The organism is Aeromicrobium ginsengisoli (genome assembly GCF_004134905.2).
Lineage (GTDB): Bacteria > Actinomycetota > Actinomycetes > Propionibacteriales > Nocardioidaceae > Aeromicrobium > Aeromicrobium ginsengisoli.
In genome coordinates, this window is sequence record NZ_SDPQ02000003.1 from 131,648 (window position 1) to 149,601 (window position 17,954).

The 17,954-nt window shown below is 69.2% G+C and carries 15 protein-coding genes; 2 read left to right on the top strand and 13 right to left on the bottom strand.

Annotated features, from left to right (window positions below):
• Positions 1-4 precede the first annotated feature (4 nt).
• The 13 genes from ESP70_RS13730 to ESP70_RS13785 form a co-directional block, all read right to left on the bottom strand.
• Complete coding sequence (locus ESP70_RS13730; protein ID WP_149689894.1) at positions 5-679, bottom strand: L-ribulose-5-phosphate 4-epimerase; 675 nt, start codon at positions 677-679, stop codon at positions 5-7.
• Positions 676-2,346 (bottom strand): ribulokinase, encoded by a 1,671-nt coding sequence (gene araB, locus ESP70_RS13735; protein ID WP_149689895.1) that lies wholly within the window; start codon positions 2,344-2,346, stop codon positions 676-678. The genes ESP70_RS13730 and araB overlap by 4 nt, the downstream gene beginning before the upstream one ends.
• 79 nt (positions 2,347-2,425) lie before the next feature.
• Positions 2,426-3,454 (bottom strand): LacI family DNA-binding transcriptional regulator, encoded by a 1,029-nt coding sequence (locus ESP70_RS13740; protein ID WP_246162037.1) that lies wholly within the window; start codon positions 3,452-3,454, stop codon positions 2,426-2,428.
• Positions 3,451-4,464 (bottom strand): galactofuranose ABC transporter, permease protein YjfF, encoded by a 1,014-nt coding sequence (gene yjfF, locus ESP70_RS13745; RefSeq protein WP_149689896.1) that lies wholly within the window; start codon positions 4,462-4,464, stop codon positions 3,451-3,453. The genes ESP70_RS13740 and yjfF overlap by 4 nt, the downstream gene beginning before the upstream one ends.
• A gap of 79 nt (positions 4,465-4,543) precedes the next feature.
• Positions 4,544-5,581 carry an ABC transporter permease gene (locus ESP70_RS13750; protein WP_149689897.1) on the bottom strand — a complete coding sequence of 346 codons (1,038 nt, stop codon included), beginning with the start codon at positions 5,579-5,581 and terminating at the stop codon, positions 4,544-4,546.
• Positions 5,574-7,130, bottom strand: coding sequence for a sugar ABC transporter ATP-binding protein (locus ESP70_RS13755; protein ID WP_246162038.1), 1,557 nt, complete (start codon positions 7,128-7,130; stop codon positions 5,574-5,576). Before ESP70_RS13755 ends, ESP70_RS13750 begins: the two co-directional genes overlap by 8 nt.
• Positions 7,131-7,199: 69 nt before the next feature.
• Entirely contained in the window at positions 7,200-8,174 is a 975-nt protein-coding gene (locus ESP70_RS13760; protein WP_246162039.1) for an ABC transporter substrate-binding protein, read from the bottom strand.
• Between the two features lie 353 nt (positions 8,175-8,527).
• Entirely contained in the window at positions 8,528-10,156 is a 1,629-nt protein-coding gene (locus tag ESP70_RS13765; protein ID WP_149689899.1) for an amidohydrolase, read from the bottom strand.
• Positions 10,156-10,563, bottom strand: coding sequence for a VOC family protein (locus ESP70_RS13770; RefSeq protein WP_149689900.1), 408 nt, complete (start codon positions 10,561-10,563; stop codon positions 10,156-10,158). The genes ESP70_RS13765 and ESP70_RS13770 overlap by 1 nt, the downstream gene beginning before the upstream one ends.
• Positions 10,564-10,603: 40 nt before the next feature.
• The gene (gene mmuM, locus ESP70_RS20165; protein WP_188110635.1) at positions 10,604-11,455 is read right to left on the bottom strand and encodes a homocysteine S-methyltransferase; all 852 of its coding nucleotides are present in this window, start codon (positions 11,453-11,455) and stop codon (positions 10,604-10,606) included.
• Between the two features lie 14 nt (positions 11,456-11,469).
• A complete protein-coding gene (locus ESP70_RS20170; protein WP_188110636.1) occupies positions 11,470-12,144 on the bottom strand; it encodes a response regulator in 675 nt (224 codons plus the stop codon).
• Positions 12,141-13,301: a sensor histidine kinase gene (locus ESP70_RS13780; RefSeq protein WP_149689901.1), complete on the bottom strand. Its 1,161-nt coding sequence runs from the start codon at positions 13,299-13,301 to the stop codon at positions 12,141-12,143. Before ESP70_RS13780 ends, ESP70_RS20170 begins: the two co-directional genes overlap by 4 nt.
• A gap of 12 nt (positions 13,302-13,313) precedes the next feature.
• Complete coding sequence (locus ESP70_RS13785; RefSeq protein WP_149689902.1) at positions 13,314-15,512, bottom strand: MMPL family transporter; 2,199 nt, start codon at positions 15,510-15,512, stop codon at positions 13,314-13,316.
• Positions 15,513-15,740: 228 nt separating this feature from the next.
• Between ESP70_RS13785 and ESP70_RS13790 the strand changes: the two genes are divergently transcribed.
• Together ESP70_RS13790 and ESP70_RS13795 are read left to right on the top strand one after the other, a co-directional pair.
• Complete coding sequence (locus ESP70_RS13790) at positions 15,741-16,613, top strand: magnesium transporter (protein ID WP_149689903.1); 873 nt, start codon at positions 15,741-15,743, stop codon at positions 16,611-16,613.
• Positions 16,614-16,663: 50 nt separating this feature from the next.
• Positions 16,664-17,896, top strand: a complete 1,233-nt coding sequence (locus ESP70_RS13795) for an NRAMP family divalent metal transporter (protein WP_149689904.1) — start codon at positions 16,664-16,666, stop codon at positions 17,894-17,896.
• The last annotated feature ends 58 nt before the right edge of the window (positions 17,897-17,954 follow it).

Below are 17,954 nucleotides of genomic sequence, written 5' to 3' on the forward strand. Positions count from 1 at the left end.
GGGCTCACTGGCCGTACGCGTTCTGGTAGCGGTCGAAGAGGCTGGCGATCTGGTCCGGCGGGATGGGCACCGGTTCGCCGAGCTGTCGGGCGATGTGGGTCGTACGCGCGACTTCCTCGCACATCACGGCGGCCTTGACTGCCGAGCGCGCGTCCTTGCCGATCGCGAAGACGCCGTGGTTCTGCATCAGGACGGCCGGCGAGTTGCTGTCGCGCAGCGTGTCGACGATGCCGCGGCCGATCGAGTCGTCACCGATCAGGGCGAACGGCCCGACGGGGATCTCCCCGCCGAACTCGTCGGCCATCATGGTCAGGACGCAGGGGATGGGCTCGGCGCGGGCCGCCCACGCCGTCGCGTAGGTCGAGTGGGTGTGCACGACGCCGCCGACCTCGGGCAGGTGCCGGTAGACGTACGCCTGGGCGGCGGTGTCCGACGACGGGGCGAGGTCTCCCTCCAGCACCGCGCCGTCGAGGTCCGTGACGACCATGTTCTCCGGCGTGAGGTCGTCGTAGCTGACCCCACTGGGCTTGATGACCATCATGTCGGCGCCGGGCACCCGCGCCGAGACGTTGCCCGCTGTCCAGACCACGAGCTCGTAGCGGGTCAGCTCCGCGTGCAGGGCGGAGACCTCTCGGCGAAGCCGGAGGATCGTGGCCTGGACGTCCTGGGTGAGCGTCATGCCGCGCCCCCCGCCAGCGCTTCGCGGCGCAGGGCGTGGAGCCGGTGCATGACGTCGTTGCCGCCCCGACCGAAGTGGTCGTGCAACGCGGTGTACTCGGCGAACAGCCGGTCGTAGACCTTGGAGCGTCCCTCATCGGGCAGTACGACTGCCCGATTGAGGGAGCCCATAGCCTTCGCGGCGGCGCGTATGTCCGCGTACGCGCCAGCCGCGACGGCAGCATGGAGGGCAGAGCCCAGAGCCGGGCCCTGCTCGGACCCGATCACCGAGAGCGGCAAGCGGGTCACGTCGGAGTAGATCTGCATGAGGAGCGGGTTCTTGGAGAGACCACCGGCGATGATGAGCTCCTCGACGGGCACCCCGCTGGCGTTGAACGTCTCGATGATCGTGCGGGTGCCGAACGCCGTCGCCTCGATCAGCGCGCGGTAGACGTCCTCGGGCCGGGTCGCCAGCGTCTGGCCGACGATCAGCCCGGTCAGCTCGTGGTCGACCAGCACCGAGCGGTTGCCGCTGTGCCAGTCGAGCGCGACCAGACCGTGCGCCCCGACAGGCTGCTTGGACGCGAGCTCCGTGAGGTGCTCGTGAACGCCGATGCCCGCGGCGTCAGCCGCCTCGCGGACGTAGGCAGGAACGCCGTGGTCGACGAACCAGCCGAAGATGTCCCCGACGCCGCTCTGGCCGGCCTCGTAGCCCCATGTGCCGGACACGATGCCGCCGTCCACGACGCCACACATGCCGGGCACCTCGCGCAGGACGCTGCCGCTCATGACATGGCACGTCGAGGTGCCCATGATCGCGACCATCTGGCCGGCGTCGACGGCCTGCGCGGCTGGCGCGGTGACGTGCGCGTCGACGTTGCCGACTGCCACGGCGATGCCCTCGGGCAGTCCGGTCCAGCCTGCGGCCTCGGCGGTCAGCGTGCCGGCGGGACGGCCGAGCTGGCCGATCGGCTGGTCGAGTTTAGCGTTAACAAAATCGGCAAACGCAGGGTTGAGCCCGGCGAGGAAGTCATCCCCCGGATAGGCGCCGTCCTGCAGGATGCCCTTGTAGCCTGCGGCGCAGGCGTTGCGGACGTACGTCCCGCAGAGCTGCCAGACGATCCAGTCGGCGGCCTCGACCCACCGCTCCATCGCGGCGTAGACCTCGGGGTCCTCCTCGAGGACCTGCAGCCCCTTGGCGAACTCCCACTCCGACGAGATCAGCCCGCCGTAGCGCGGCAGCCAGGCCTCGCTCCGCTGCTCGGCGAGCTCGTTGATGCGGTCGGCCTGGCCCTGCGCGGCATGGTGCTTCCAGAGCTTGACGTAGGCGTGCGGCCGGTCGGCGAACTGCGGCAGCTCGTTGAGCGGCGTGCCGTCGGCGAGCGTCGGCACCATCGTGCAGGCGGTGAAGTCGGTCGCGATGCCGATGACGTCGGCCGGGTCGATGCCCGACGCGCGCACGGCCTCTGGCACTGCGGTGCGCAGCACGTCGACGTAGTCCGACGGCACCTGCAGCGCCCAGTCGGGCGGCAGGGGCGAGCCCGGTGTCGTGGGCAGCGCGTCGCTGATCACGGCGTGCGCGTACGGGTGCACGGCGCTCGCGAGCTCACGGCCATCCTTGACCGAGACGACCAGGGCGCGCCCCGAGAGGGTGCCGTAGTCGACTCCGACGACGTACTGTTCGCTCATGCCGCGATCCCCGTCAGAAAACCACGGTACGGAGACCGCGGCATGAACACAGTCTCAAGATGACCTCGCTGGCGCTCGCTCACTTCTGGGCCTTTCGGGTGGTCGGAGCCGCCGTGCTCGAGCGGATGATCAGCTCGGGGGCGATGAGTCGTGGAAGGTCTTCGTTCTCGCCGCTGATCGCGGCGTGCAGCACGTCGATCGCGCGGCGGCCGACCTCCTGGAAGTTCTGCCGCACGGTCGTCAGCGGCGGGTTGAGGAACTCGGTCTCGGGGGTGTCGTCGAAGCCCACGACGCTGATGTCGTCCGGCACCGCGATGCCGGTCTCGTGCAGGGCGTGCATGAGGCCGATCGCCATCTGGTCGTTGGCGACGAAGACCGCGGACGGTCGGTCCTCGGCCGCGAGCTGGCGTCCCGTGATGTAGCCGCTGCGGGGGGTCCAGTCGCCGAGGTAGAGCGGGCCGAGCTCGAGCCCGGCGGCGCGCAGCGCGTCCTCCCAGCCCTGACGGCGGGCCTCGGCCTCGGTCCACTCGAGCGGTCCGCGCACGTGCGCGATCGTCGTGTGGCCCAGCTCGATCAGGTGGGTCGTCGCCTCGTACGCTCCACGGTGCTGGTCGACGCCCACGGCCGACCTGGCCTTGGACAGGTCGCCCTCGACGACGACGAGCGGCACGCCCGGGTCCTGGCGGCGGATCGCGTCGAGCGCCTCGTACTGCGCGGCGATCATGACGATGCCCTCGACCGACTGCCGGAGCAGGTGGTCGATCGCGTCGGTCAGCGACTGCGCCGTGACCGTCGGCAGGCTCACCGATCCGGCGAAGTAGCCGGCCTGGCGGGCGGCGTCCTCGACCGTGCGATGAATGCTGTTGGGGCCGTAGAGGCCCGACTCGGTGCTGATGATGCCGATCGTCGACGACTTGCGGGTCACGAGCGCACGGGCGGCGGTGTTGGGCCGGTAGCCGAGCTCCTTGATCGCGGCCTCGACCCGCTTGCGCGTCGAGTCCTTGATGTTGGGCATGCCGTTGATGACCCGCGAGACCGTCTGGTGGGAGACGCCGGCGACCTTGGCGACGTCCGCCATGACCGGCGCGTGCTGCTGGCTCGCCGTCATGTGGTCCGCCGCGTGAAGAGCCGCTGGATCAGGACGAAGGCCAGCAGCAGCACGCCGATCGTGATCTTGGTCCACCACGAGCTCAACGTGCCGTCGAACGAGATGAACGACTGGATCAGGCCGAGCACCAGGACGCCGACCGCCGATCCGAGCACGAGGCCCGAGCCGCCGGTCAGCAGCGTTCCGCCGATGACGACGGCCGCGATGGCGTCGAGCTCCATGCCGACCGCGCCGAGGTTGTAGCCCGACAGGGTGTAGATCGAGAACAGCAGCCCCGCGAGTGCGGAGCAGAAGCCGCTGATGACGTAGACGCCGACCTTGGTGCCGGCGACGGCCAGGCCCATCAGAAGGGCGGACTGCTCGCTGCCGCCCACGGCGTACACCGTGCGGCCGAAGCGGGTCATGTGCAGCACCACCGCGGCGATCACCAGCACGACGAGGGCGACGACGACCGACGGGGTGATGAAGTAGTCGCCGATCTCGATCGTGCCGCTCGCGAACGACGTGAACGTCCCGTTCTTGATCGGGATCGACTCGAGGCTGATGACGTAGCAGAGGCCACGGGCCAGGAACATGCCCGCGAGCGTCACGATGAACGGCTGGATCTCGAAGTAGTGGATCACGAGTCCCATCAACAGACCGAGCACCGAGCCGGTCAGCAGGACCGTGACGATCACGAGCGGCGCCGACCAGCCGGAGCGCAGCGTCGAGGCCGCGATCATGGTCGACAGGGCGACGACCGAGCCCACCGACAGGTCGATCCCGCCCGTGAGGATCACGAACGTCATGCCGACCGCGAGGACGATGAGGAACGAGTTGTCGACCAGCACGCTGAGGATCGTCTGCGGCGACGAGAACCCTTCGTAGCGGATGCTGCCGGCGCCGAACATCCCGATGAACAGCGCGATCGTCGCGAGCACGGGATAGAACCGCGGCGGCGGGGTGAACCGACGGATCGCGTCAGGCAGCGAGCTGCCGAGGTCCTTGATCGTGGGTGCCTGGGCGCTCATCGCGTTACCTCCAGAGAAAAGGCACGGTATGAAGGCAACGCGAAGATTGCTGCCTCATGATTCGCTCGCTGGCGCTCGCTCATGACGTGGCACCTTTCGCGAGCAGGGACGACGGTCGTCGTACGGAGAGGGCTGCGCGCGCCTTGGGCGACTGCAGCAGGCAGACCACGATGACGACGACGGCCTTGAAGAGGTAGTTGGTCTCGGCCGGGATGCCCATCGTGGGGATCGTCGTCGCGAGCGTCTGGATGAACATCGCACCGATCAGCGTGCCGGTCAGCGAGAACCGCCCGCCGGCCAGCGACGTGCCGCCGATGACGACCGCGAGGATCGCGTCGAGCTCGATGAACAGGCCCGCTGCGTTGGCGTCGGCCGCACTGGTGTTGGAGGCGATCATCAGGCCCGCGATGCCGGAGCAGAACGCCACGAAGACGTAGACGGTCCAGGTGATCGTGCGCGCCCGCACGCCGGCCAGCCGGCTGGCCTCGGGGTTGATGCCGACGGCCTCGATCAGCATGCCGAGCGCGGTGCGCCGGGTCAGCACCGCGGTGATCGCGAAGACGGCCAGGGCGATCAGGATCGCGATCGGCAGCCCGACCACGAACCCCGTGCTGACCTTCCCGAACAGCGAGTTGTTGACCGTGGTGATCTGACCGTCGGTGATCAGCATCGCCAGGCCGCGGCCCGCGGTCATGAGCACGAGTGTCGCGATGATGGGTTGGATCCCCAGGACCGAGACCAGGAAGCCGTTCCAGACGCCCAGCAGGACTGCGACTCCGACGGCCATGGTCATCGCGATGATCGCGCGACCGGCGGTCGACTCGTCGGGCGAGCCGGCCATGTACGTGCACGCGACCGCACCGGAGATCGCGGCGACCGCGCCGACCGAGAGGTCGATGCCGCGCGTCGCGATCACGAGCGTCATGCCGAGGGCGATCAGCAGCGTCGGGGCGCTGTTGCGGAGGATGTCGATCAGGCTGCCGTAGAGGTGGCCGTCCTGGACACGGAGCGAGAAGAAGTCTGGCGTCTTCGTGAGGTTGAGCAGCAGCAGGAGCACCAGCGCCAGGGTGGGCCAGAACAGGTTGTGGCGGACGAACCGCAGACCGAGGTCACGCATCGTTGCGCACCTCCCCCGCAATGATCTCGAGGACATCCGAGACGGTCACGTCCTCGTTGGCGCGCTCGTCGATCTTGCGCCGATCGCGCATCACGACGAGGCGGTCGCTGAGGCGCAGCACCTCTTCGAGCTCGGCGGAGATGAACACGACCGACATGCCGTCCTTGGCGAGGTCGGCGACGAGCTGCTGGATCTGCGCCTTGGCGCCGATGTCGATGCCACGCGTCGGCTCGTCGAGGATCAGGAGCTCGGGCTCGGTGATGAGCCAGCGGGCGAGCAGGACCTTCTGCTGGTTGCCGCCACTGAGGTTGCGCATCAGCGCGTTGGGGTCCGTCGGGCGGATGTCGAGGGCCTCGATGTACTTCTTGACGAGGCGGTCCTTGGTCCTGGCGGGGATCGGCCGCAGCCAGCCGCGCGACGCCTGCATCGCGAGGACCATGTTGTCGGCGATCGACAGGTCGGCGATCACGCCCTCGGACCGGCGGTTCTCGCTCGAGAACGCGATCTTGTGGTCGATCGCCTGACGAGGCGTGCGGAGCTTGGTGCCCTTGGAGCGCATCCGCATGTCGCCGCGGTCGGGGGTGTCGGCGCCGAACAGCAGGCGGGCCAGCTCGGTGCGACCCGAGCCGAGGAGGCCCGCAATCCCGATGACCTCTCCCTCGAACACCTGCAGGTCGACCGACTCGACACTGCCCTTGCGCCCGAGGTCGAGCACCTCCAGGAGCGGCGCGCCCTGGGTCTTGACGGTGTGCTCCTCGGCGGCCTGCTCGATCTTGTCGAGCGTCTCGAGCTCGCGGCCGATCATGGCCTGGACGAGCTGGAGCTGTGTCGTCTCGGCGGTCAGGTACTCGCCGACGAACTGGCCGTTGCGCAGGACCGTCATGCGGTCGGAGATCGCGAAGACCTGCTCGAGGAAGTGCGACACGAAGACGATCGCCACGCCCTCGGCGCGGAGCGTGCGCATGACCTCGAACAGCTTGGCGACCTCGTCGGCGTCCAGGCTGGAGGTGGGCTCGTCGAGGATCAGGAGCTCGGCGTCGATGTCGACGGCGCGGGCGATCGCGACGAGCTGCTGGATCGCGATGGGGTGGGTGCCGAGCTGCGACTTCGGGTCGATGTCGAGGCCCAGGCGCGTCAGGGTCTCCCCGGCGCGGCGGTTCATGGCGCGGGTGTCGATGCGGCCGAACGAACGGGGCTCGCGGCCCAGCAGCATGTTCTCGGCGACCGTGAGGTTGGTGCAGAGGTTGACCTCTTGATAGACCGTGCTGATGCCGGCGGCCTGCGACTCGGCCGGGCTGTGGAACGTACGCGGCTCGCCGCCGACGATGATCGTGCCCTCGTCGATCGAGTAGACGCCGGTCAGCGCCTTGATCAGCGTGGACTTGCCGGCGCCGTTCTCGCCCATGAGAGCGTGCACCTCGCCGGCCCGCAGCGTGAGGCCGACCGACTGGAGTGCCTTGACACCGGGGAAGCTCACCGAGACGCCGCTCATCTGCACGACCGGCTCGGTGCGTGTGGCCTCGGCGGCTTCGGCTGTCATCTGGATCATCTCTTCATTCCTGGAAGGTTGGGGTGGGGCCCTGCGCCCTGCGGCGCAGGGCCCCGATTCCTGCTGTGCTCAGTACTGACGGTCTGCCAGGACGGCCTTGGCCTGCTCCTGGTCGAACTCGCCTTCCTTCGTCTCGACGCGCGCCGGCACGTCCTCGCCTGCGACGACCTTCTTGGCGAGGTCCATCAGCTGCGGGCCGAGGAGCGGGTTGCACTCGACGATGTAGTTGATCTTGCCTTCGGACAGGGCAGTCATGCCGTCCTTGACCGCGTCGATCGTGACGATCTTGATGTCGGTGCCCGGCTTCAGGCCGGCCGCCTCGATGGCCTCAATCGCGCCGAGTCCCTCGTCATCGTTGTGGGCGAAGACGACGTCGATGTCCTTCTGCGACTTCAGGAACGCCTCCATGACCTTCTTGCCGCCGTCACGGGTGAAGTCACCCGTCTGCGACGCGACGACCTTGATCTTCGGGTCGGCCGAGATCTTGTCCTCGAAGCCCTTCTTGCGGTCGATCGCCGGGGCGGCGCCGGTCGTGCCCTGGATCTCGACGACGTTGATCTTGCCGTCCTTGTTGACGTCGTTGGTCGCGGCGTTGTCGACGACCCACTGGCCGGCCTTGTTGCCCTCGAGCACGAAGTCGGAGCCGAGGAACGTCTTGTAGAGCGACTTGTCGCTGGAGTCGACGGCGCGGTCGGTCAGGATCACGGGGATCTTGGCGCGCTTGGCCTCCTGCAGGACCGTGTCCCAGCCGGTCTCGACGACGGGGCTGAACGCGATGACGTCGACCTTCTGCTGGATGTACGAACGGATCGCCTTGATCTGGTTCTCCTGCTTCTGCTGCGCATCGGAGAACTTGAGCTTGATGCCGGCATCCTTGGCCGAAGCCTGGATCGACTTGGTGTTTGCTGTCCGCCAACCGCTCTCGGCGCCGACCTGGGCGAAGCCCATGGTGATGTCGCCGGAGCCTCCCGAGCCGCCGGAACCGCTGTCACTGCTGCTGCCACAGGCAGCCAGTCCGCTGGCCAGGACTACGCCCGCGCTCACGGTGATGAGTTTCTTGAACACTGTTTCCTCCATCTGGGATGCGACACCCCAAGTCACTCGACTTCGGGAGAGCCAGGACACTCGCGGGCGGACATCCGCTTGGGTCCTTGAAGCCTTGCCTCGGATTGAGGTGCGGCCCCGTTGTTAGCGTTCACCTGAACCACTCTGTGACGTGGACCACGCGAACCCTGCGTTGAATTGTTAACGCTAACAACTCGGCCGTCAAGTAAATCTCTCAACAAATTTTCATGTCGGTTGGTGACAGCCCCAGCACAATGTGAGCGTGAACAATTTGTCGTCTCACCTAGCAAAATTCACTGATTTACCGGCATTTCAGCGAGAATTGTGACGTGTCACAACGTGTGGACCGGTCGGCCGGCCGCGTAGGTGCGGGTGACCCGGACCGCGCCGATCTCGTGAGAATCGATCGAGACGATGTCGGCGTCGAGGACGGCGAGGTCCGCCGCCATGCCAACCGCGAGGATTCCGGTCGACTCGTCACGCCGGCTGACGAAGGCGCTGCCCCGGGTGTAGGCCTCGATCGCCTCGACCACCGTCAGGTTCTGCCCGGCCAGCAACGGCTCGGCGTCGGACCCGGCCGCCACACGGTTGACCGCGACATGCATGCCGAGCAACGGGTCGGCTGACGAGACGGGCCAGTCGCTGCCGAACGCGACGCGGGTCCCGGCGTCGGCCAAGGACCTGAAGACGTACTGCTGCTCGCGCGCGGCGGCGCTGAGGAACGGCAGCGTCAGGTCGGCCATCTGGTCGTCGAGGCAGGCCCACAGGGGTTGGGCGTTGGCCGTGACGTCGAGCTCGGCGAAGCGGGGCACGTCCTCGGGCCGGACGATCTGGACGTGCGCGAGATGATGCCGGTTGCCCCGGCGGCCGTTGACCGACACCGCGTGCTCGATCGCGTCGAGGCTGTCGGCGACGGCCCGGTCGCCGAGGGCATGGATGTGGACCTGGAAGTCCGCGGCGTCGAGCAGCTGGACGTAGCGCGCGAGGTCCGCGGCCTCGATGAACGACAGGCCGTGGTTGTCGGTCGGCTGCCCGTGTCGGTCGAGATAGGGCTCGACCACCGCGGCCGTGAACGTCTCGCACACGCCGTCCTGCATGATCTTGACGGTGCTCGCGTCGAATCCCGCCGCAGCCGCCCGCTCGCGGCGCTCGATGAGGTCCGCGATCTGGTCGTCACCGCGCTCGCGGTCCCACCACAGCGCGCCCACCACCGCGGCGGTCAGCGTGCCGGCGCGCTGCGCTGCGAGATAGGCGTCGAGCACGTCCGGCATGCCGAGTCCCTCGCCGACCAGCGCGTCCTGCCACCCCGTGATGCCGAGGGAGTGCAGATGGGCTTGCGCGGTCTGCAGCGCCCGGGCGATGTCGTCGTCGGACGGTCGCGGGACGTGCCGGCGTACGAGCTCCATCGCACCCTCGTGGAGGGCGCCGGTCGGCTCGCCGCGATCGTTGCGCTCGATGCGGCCGTCGGTGGGATCCGGCGTGCCGGCCGTGATGCCGGCCAGCTCGAGCGCCGCGGTGTTGACCCAGGCGCTGTGGTGGTCGCGGTTGGGCAGGAAGACCGGCCGGTCCGGCACGATCCGGTCGAGCACCTCCGCTGTGGGAACACCGCCGGGGAACGCGTCCATCGACCAGCCGCCACCGACGATCCACCCGGGCTCGGGATGAGCCAGGGCGTACGCCGCGACGGTGTCGACGTAGTCGTCGAGGTTCTGTCCGTCGGCGAGGTTGCAGGCGTTCATCTCGAGGCCGGCCTGAACAGGATGCACGTGCGCGTCCTGGAATCCCGGGAGCACCCAGCCGCCATCGAGGTCGACCACCTCCGCGGCCGGCACGAGCCCGGCGAGCTCGGCGGACGAGCCGAGGCCCACGATGACGCCATCACGTATGGCGATCGCGTCGACGCCGGTCTGCCACGCCCCGTCGCCGTAAACGTGGGCGTTGGTCAGCAGCAGCTCCGCCATCAGGTGATGAGGTGCGAGTGGTAGTCGGGGATCTCGAGGTCGCTCCGCAGGATGCAGAACTCGTTGCCTTCGGGGTCGGCGAGCACCATCCAGCCGAGGCCCTGCGGCGTGCGGAGGTCGGACACGACGGCCGCGCCGAGCGCCAGCACGCGCTCGATCTCGTCCTTCTGGGTGACGTCGGTCGGTCGCAGGTCGAGGTGGATGCGGTTCTTGACCTGCTTGTCGTCGGGCACCTCGACGAACAGCAGCCGGGTCCGGCCGTCGCGCGAGAAGATCATGCACTCCTCGTGGCCGGGCTCGTTGGGGTCGCGCGGGTCCTGCTGCATGTCGAGCACCTGGGCCCACCACACGGACTGCGCGTGAGCGTCACGGCAGTCGATCGTCGTGTGCGAGATCCGGCTCGTCATGGTTTCCATCTGACCACACGCCGGGGACCACGGCGATCCGTCATGTGAGGCTCTCGGCGAGCGCGGCGATGTCGGCCGGGCCGATGCGGCAGCACCCTCCGACGTACGCGACACCCGCGTCGAGCCAGCCCGGCACGAGCGCCAGGTCGTAGGACGAGTCACCGTGCCACGTGTGGGCGGCGCTGTCCCAGGTCTGGCCGCTGTTGGGGTAGGCGACGCCGGGCTTGCCGGTGACGGCGCCGGCGATCCGGACGGCGGCGAGGACGTCTGCCGGCGCGCAGCAGTTGACGCCGGTGGCGATCACCGAGTCCGTGTCCGCCACGACGGCGAAGGCGTCGGCCAGCGGCTGGCCCGCGCGGGTGGCCTCGCCGTCGATCGTGAACGACAGCCACGTGGGTATGCCGATCTGGTCGAGCAGGCCCGCGAGCACGGTCGCCTCCTCGAGGTCGGGGATCGTCTCGACCGCGAACAGGTCGGGCTCGGCCGTCGCGAGCAGCTCGAGCCGCGGTCCGTGGAAGTCGTAGAGCTCAATGGGGCTGAGACCGTAGCGCCCGGTGTACTCCGACCCGTCCGCGAGCACGGCGCCGTAGGGCCCCACGGAGGCCGCGACCAGACGGCCGGGACCCTCATCGCGTACGTCACGGGCAATCGCAACGCTGAGGCAGATCAGTGCCTCGGCCTCGGGGATCGTCATGCCGGCGCGGACGAATCCGGGCACGCTCGCCTGGTAGCTCGCGGTCGTGGCGACCCCGGCACCGGCCTCGAAGTAGGCGCGATGGACGGCGGCGATCTCGTGCGGCGCGTCGCGCAGGAGCTCGGCGGTCCAGAGGTCCGACGACAGGTCGTGCCCGCGTTGCTCGAGCGCGTTGGACAGCCCGCCGTCGATGATCATGCGTCCAGTCTGGCTCAGCCCGGCGGATCCGCACTGACCAGGCCGGACTGGTAGGCCACCACGACGAGCTGGGCCCGGTCGCGGGCGTCGAGCTTGATCATGGCCCGGTTGACGTGCGTCTTGGCGGTCAGCGGGCTGACGAACAGCTGCTCGGCGATCTCGTCGTTGGACAGCCCCTGGGCGACGAGCCCGACGACCTCGCGCTCGCGCCGCGTCAGCACCTCGAGCTCCGCCGGCGTCGCCGCCGGGCGGCCGGAGGGCTGGGCCAGAAACGTGGTGATGAGGCTCCGGGTCGCACGCGCGGACAGCAGGGCGTCGCCGACGGCGACCGTACGGATCGCGGCGAGGAGCTCCTCGGTCTCGACGCCCTTGCCGACGAACCCGCTCGCGCCGGCCCGCAACGCCTCGATCAGGTAGTCGTCGGTCTCGAACGTCGTCACCACGAGCACCTTGACGCCGGCGAGGTCGTCGTCGGCGCAGATCGCGCGGGTCGCCTCCAGGCCGTCCATCTCCGGCATGCGTACGTCCATCACGATGACGTCGGCCCGGGTGCTGCGCGCCAGCTCGACGGCCTCCTTGCCGGTGGCCGCCTCGCCCACCACCTCGAGCTCGGGGTCGGACTCGATGAGGACACGGAAGCCGCTGCGGATCAGCGCCTGGTCGTCGGCGAGCAGCACGCGGATCGTCATACGGCGGGCTCGAAGGGCAGCCGGGCGGCGACGAGCCAGGCGTCGCCGTCGATCGAGGTGGAGACCGTGCCGCCGACCGCCTTGGCTCGCTCATGCATGCCCTCGAGACCGTGGCCCGAGCGGCCGGGCGAGGCGCCTTCAGGGCACGGGTTGGCGATGTCGATCGCCAGGGCGCCCGGCTCGAACGTGAAGTCGAGTGTTGCGGTGCCGAGTCCGTGCTTGTGGGCGTTGGTGAGCCCTTCCTGCACGAGCCTGTAGGCGACGAGCTCGACCGCCGGCGGCATCGCCTCGGGCACGCCGTCCGCCCGTACGTCGACCGAGAGGCCGGACGCGGAGAACGAGTCGATCAGCGAGGTGAGCCCACCGAGGCCCGGCGCGGGCGCCGTGGGGGTGATGGGCTCGTCGGGCTGGCGGAGCACGTCGAGCAGGCCACCCAGCTCGTCGAGCACCGAGCCGCTGGCCCGGCGGATGTGCGCGATGGCTTCGTGCGCCTCGGCCGGCTTGGTGTCGAGGAGGTGGTCGGCGACGCCGGCCTGCACGTGCACGACGGCGATGTGGTGTGCCACGACGTCGTGCAGCTCGCGGGCGATGCGCAGGCGCTCGGCGACGACCCGGCGGCGGGCCTCCTCCTCGCGGGTCTCCTCGGCGTCGATCGCCCGCTGCTCGACCTCCGCGAACCACTCCTGGCGCGAGCGGATGGCGGCACCCATCGCTGCCGCGAACCCGCTCCACGCGAACGCCGAGACGTTCTCGAACCTCACCACGGAGCCGATGCCGATGGCCGATCCGGCGCCGAGGGCGAAGCCGCTGACCAACCACGCCATGATCGACATCCTGCGGTCGGCGGCGTAGTAGGACACCGTGCTGATCGCGATGAACGCCGCGGTGAGCACCAGCGACTTGCCTTCTTGCATCGAGATCACGACGGCTGATCCGACGACCACGATCGCGAACACGGGGATCGGCCGCCGTCGCCTGAACACGAGGGCGCCGAACACGATCGCCTCGAAGGCGTAGACGATCCCCGGACCGCTCGACGGCTGCACGTGATCATTGGGGACGAACACCGCGAGCAGGAAGAGCGCGAGAGCCAGCACGGCGTCAGCCGCGAGGGGATGACACCGTGCCTGCTCGACGAGCTCTTCCTTCAGCTTCACGTGCTCAGCCTGTCACGCCCTCGCAGGTTGGTCGACGGTGTCGAGCTCCGCGATCTCAGCAACGGGGGCGTCCTCCATCGGCTCGACCGACAGGTGCGGCATGCGGCGGTCGATCCACGCCGGCAGCCACCAGTTGGCGGCACCGAACCAGTGCATCAACGCCGGCACCAGCAGCATGCGGAGGATGAACGCGTCGACCGCGACCGCTGCCGCCAGGCCTATGCCGAACTCGGCGATCACGCGTTGACCCTCGAACACGAACGCGATGAACACACTGATCATGATCAGCGCCGCAGCGGTGATGACCCGGCCGGTCTCGCTCTGGCCGACGACCACGGCCCGCCGGTTGTCCTTGGTGTGGGTCCACTCCTCGTGCATACGGCTGACGAGGAAGACCTGGTAGTCCATCGACAGGCCGAACAGGATCGCCAACATGATGACCGGCAGGAACGCCTCGACCGGGCCCTCCTTGCCGATGCTCACGAGGTCGCCCAGCCAGCCCCACTGGAACACCGCCACGAGCACACCGAATGCCGCGCCGGCCGCCAACAGGTTCATCAGCGCCGCGGTCAACGGCACGACGATGCTGCGGAACGCGACCATCAGCAGGACACAGCCGAGGGCCACGATGACGCCGAGGAACAGTGGCAGCTTGCCGGTCAGCACATCGGCGAAGTCGCCGAACGTCGCGGTGCTGCCGCCGACGTACACCTGAAGGGTGCTGCCCTTCTCGGCCGCCGGTATGACGTCGTCGCGCAAGGTGTCGATCAGCTTGGTCGTCGCCTCGTCCTGCGGCGCGCTCGTGGGCACGACCTGGACGATGCCGACCGTGGCGTCGGCCTTCATGGGCAGCGCCGTGGCGGCCGCGACGCCCGGGGTCGCCTTGACGTCGGACACCAGGGTCGTCAGCGCCTGCTGGTCACCGGGCGACTTGAGCTCGGCGACGAGCTGCAGCGGTCCGTTGAAGCCCGGGCCGAAACCGTCAGCCAGCAGGTCGTACGCCTTGCGGGTCGTCGTGTCGGCCGGGTTGTTGCCGGCGTCGGCCGACCCGAGTCGCAGCGAGAAGAACGGGATGGCCAGGACCGCGATGAGGCCGAGTGCAACGACCGAGACGAACGCCTTGCGCCGCGCGACGAAGCGCGCCCACCGGGCCCAGATGCCAACCGCCTCGAGCTGCGGGCCCTCGGTGGCGAGGGTCCGGCGCTCGCGGCGGGACAGCAGCCGCATGCCGAACAGGCCGAGGAAGGCCGGGGTCAGCGTCAACGCCGCCGCGACCGTCCAGAGCACGGTGACCGCGGCCCCGATGCCCATGCCGGCCAGGAAGTCGACGTTGAGCACGAGCAGGCCGAGCAGGGCGATCACGACGGTGCCACCGGCGAACAGCACCGAGCGACCCGAGGTGTTGAGCGCCTTGATCGCGGATTCCTCCGGTTGCAGCCCCATCTTGAGGCCGGATCGGTAGCGCGTGACGATGAACAGCGCGTAGTCGATGCCGACGCCCAGGCCGATGAGAGCCGCCAGGGTCGGGGTCACGTCGCTGAGGCTCAGGGTGTGCGACAGCAGGGCGATCGACATCATCCCGCCGCCGACTCCGGCGATCGCGACGATCAACGGCAGGACCATGCCCAGGAGCGAGCCGAACGCGACGAACAGGATCACGGCCGCCGCGGCGATGCCGAACAGCTCGGTGCTGCCCGGACCGGCCTGCGTCGCGGAGTCGATCGCCTGGCCGCTCAGCTCGACCTGCAGGCCGTCGCCGCGCGCGTCCTGCGCCGTGTCGATGACCGCTTCGATGTCCTTGACCGCGAGCTCCTCGGCCTGCTTGTCGAACTGCACCGTCGCGTACGCCGTCCGGCCGTCCTGGCTGACCTGGCTCGCTCCGGCCTCGTCGTACGGGCTGGTGATGCCGACGACGGAGTTGACCGAGCCGACCTGCTTGAGCATCGCGTCGACCCGCGTCTGCACCGCCGGGTCGGTGATCTTGCCCTCGTCGACGTGCAGCACGATCTGGTCGGCGTCGCCGGCGGACTCCGGCAGCGACTTCTGCAACAGGTCGAGCGCCTTGGTCGACTCCGTGCCCGGCAGGTCGAACGCGTCGGAATAGCTCGTGCCGGCGGCCATCGACGCGCCGCTGACCGCGATCAGCAGGGCGACCCAGAAGCCGATGACGGAGAGGCGATGGTTGAAGCACCATCGAGCGAATGCAGCCATGGGGATCCTCCGAGAGTGGGGCCGCGGAAGAGGGTCGCGGCAGTGTCATCACCCTCCCGAATCCGACGGGTGGAGCGCGTCCTCCGTACGCCGTGACTCTCGACTACCACGGGGGCAGTACGTGGGAGCGGCACTACACCTTCGGCAGCAGCACAGGTGACCATGAACCGGGTCCCGGGAGGACCTTCGCCCTTTGCGCTGTCTAACTGCCCGCCCCAGCATGTACTCATGCCGACCCGCATCCACCTCAGCCGCATGACGAAGCTCGCCGTCGTCTCGGCGGACCAGCGACCGCTGGGGAGAGTGGTCGACGTCAGCGCGATCCTGTCGGCCGAGACGCCGCGCTTGCACCACCTGGCGATCGGCACCCGACGTCGGCTCACCCACCTCGTGCCGTGGTCGCTCGTCGCTTCGCGTGACGACCTGCGCATCCGCCTCGCTGTCGACTCGGATGAACTCGAGCAGTTCCACGTCGCCCGCGGATCGGGGCCTGGCGACATCGCGCTGGACGCCGAGGAGGTCCTGCTCGGCCGGGACGTCCTCGACTCACAGGTGGTCGACCTGTCGGGTCGCCGCCTCTCGAGGGTTGCGGACGTGCTCCTGGCCGACGACGGGGATGCCCTCGTGGTGGTGGGTGTCGACGTGGGGCTCGGCGCGTTGCTGCGTCGACTGGGACTGTCGCGACTGGGCGATCGGATGCAGCCCGCGCTCGTCGACTGGAAGGATCTGCACCTGGCGTCCGCGCGCGGCCACAGCGTGCAGCTCGCCACTTCGACCGACGGGATGCGCCGTCTCGACCCCGACGCCCTTGCCGAGGTGCTGGCGCGGCTCGCCACCGAGCCGGCCACCGAGGTCATGCGTGTCGTGGGCCCGACCCGTTCGGCAGCCGCACTCCAAGCCAGCCACGGCGTGCACCGGCGCCGATTGCTGCGCGCACTGCCTCCGGAGGAGGCGCACCGACTCATCGAGGCCGCACCGCCGGCCGTGGCTCCCGTACTCGCGCAGGCCAGCGAGCAACCACCCGCGAACGGGCGGCGATTCCGCCGCACGGCCGGCTGGCGGGTCCATCGCCCGCCCACCCCCAAGGCATCCGGTCCGTGAGGTCCGGGCAGATGTCCCCAGGGATCGCTGGGCGGGCCGAGGCCACGACCATGACGCGGCGGAAGACACGACTCCTGGCGATCGCCGCGGTCGTCGGGCCGGGGCTGCTCGCGGGGCTCTCCGACGACGATCCTCCCGGCATCACGACCTACTCGACGCTCGGTGCCGAGTACGGGTACGAGTTGTTGTGGGTCCTGCTCCTGTCGACGTTCGCCCTGATCGCCTTCCACACGCTCGCCGTGCGGTTGGGCGTCGTCACGAGTCAGGGACTCATCGGCCTGGTTCGCGACCGGTACGGTCCGCGCGTGGGCGGGGCCGCCCTGCTGCTGCTCCTCGTCGCGAACCTGGGGACGACCTGCGCCGAGCTGGCCGGGGTGGCGGCCGGATCCGAGCTCTTCGGAGTGAGCCGCTACGTGTCAGTCCCGGTGGTCGCGCTCGGCGTCACCGTGCTCGTGCTCAGGGGCGCGTTCCACCGCGTCGAACATGTCCTGATGGTGCTCGCCGCGGTCTTCGTGTCGTACGTCGTCGCCGGTTGCGTCGTCCATCCCCATTGGGCAGAGGCCGCCCAGGGGCTCGTGACCCCGTCGATGCCCATGACCAAGGATGCCGTCGTGATCGTCACGGCGACGGTCGGCACCACGCTGGCGCCGTGGGGGCTCAGCTTCATCCAGTCGTACGCCGTCGACAAGAAGCTCCGGGTCGCCGACCTGCGCTACGAGAGGATCGATGTCGTCGTGGGGTCGGTCCTCACCGGCATCATCGGCTTCTTCGTCGTCGTGGTCTGCGCGGCGACGCTGCACGTCCAACACATCTCGGTGGAATCGGCCGCTGACGCCGCATCAGCCCTGGAGCCGCTGGCCGGGACCTCCGCACGACTGCTGTTCGGCGTGGGCATCCTCGGTGCAGCAGTGCTCGCGGCCGCGATCCTCCCGCTGTCCACGGCCTACTCCGTCTGCGAGTTCGCCGGGCACGAGGGCGCCCTCGACGACGGGTTCCGGCGAGCGCCCTTCTTCTACGGGACGTACGTGGTCGTGATCGGCCTCGCGGCTGTCGTCGTCCTGCTGCCGGGCGTCTCGCTCGTCCCGGTCCTCGTGCTCACGCAAGTGCTCAACGCCATCCTGCTGCTGCCCCTGATGGTGCTCATGCACCGCCTCGCGCGCGACAGGCGGCTGATGGGAGATCACGTCGTCAGCGCGGCGTCATCGATCGTCTACGGCGGCACCATCGTCCTGGTCGGCTCGTGCGTCGCCGCCCTGCTCGTGGTCTCGCTCCGAGCCGGCTGACCCGCCGCAGGAGCCGCCCGCGTCCGGCCGTCGGCCTTCACGGCCGCGCAGTCCCGGC

Bases quoted from the DNA above. Each gene is read 5' to 3' on its own strand.
- araB (WP_149689895.1), bottom strand. From the start codon at position 2,346: ATGAGCGAACAGTACGTCGTCGGAGTCGACTACGGCACCCTCTCGGGG.
- ESP70_RS13785 (WP_149689902.1), bottom strand. From the start codon at position 15,512: ATGGCTGCATTCGCTCGATGGTGCTTCAACCATCGCCTCTCCGTCATC.
- ESP70_RS13730 (WP_149689894.1), bottom strand. From the start codon at position 679: ATGACGCTCACCCAGGACGTCCAGGCCACGATCCTCCGGCTTCGCCGA.
- mmuM (WP_188110635.1), bottom strand. From the start codon at position 11,455: ATGATCATCGACGGCGGGCTGTCCAACGCGCTCGAGCAACGCGGGCAC.
- ESP70_RS13790 (WP_149689903.1), top strand. From the start codon at position 15,741: ATGCCGACCCGCATCCACCTCAGCCGCATGACGAAGCTCGCCGTCGTC.
- ESP70_RS13750 (WP_149689897.1), bottom strand. From the start codon at position 5,581: ATGCGTGACCTCGGTCTGCGGTTCGTCCGCCACAACCTGTTCTGGCCC.
- ESP70_RS13755 (WP_246162038.1), bottom strand. From the start codon at position 7,130: ATGATCCAGATGACAGCCGAAGCCGCCGAGGCCACACGCACCGAGCCG.
- ESP70_RS13770 (WP_149689900.1), bottom strand. From the start codon at position 10,563: ATGACGAGCCGGATCTCGCACACGACGATCGACTGCCGTGACGCTCAC.
- ESP70_RS13740 (WP_246162037.1), bottom strand. From the start codon at position 3,454: ATGACGGCGAGCCAGCAGCACGCGCCGGTCATGGCGGACGTCGCCAAG.
- ESP70_RS20170 (WP_188110636.1), bottom strand. From the start codon at position 12,144: ATGACGATCCGCGTGCTGCTCGCCGACGACCAGGCGCTGATCCGCAGC.
- ESP70_RS13765 (WP_149689899.1), bottom strand. From the start codon at position 10,156: ATGGCGGAGCTGCTGCTGACCAACGCCCACGTTTACGGCGACGGGGCG.
- ESP70_RS13795 (WP_149689904.1), top strand. From the start codon at position 16,664: ATGACGCGGCGGAAGACACGACTCCTGGCGATCGCCGCGGTCGTCGGG.
- yjfF (WP_149689896.1), bottom strand. From the start codon at position 4,464: ATGAGCGCCCAGGCACCCACGATCAAGGACCTCGGCAGCTCGCTGCCT.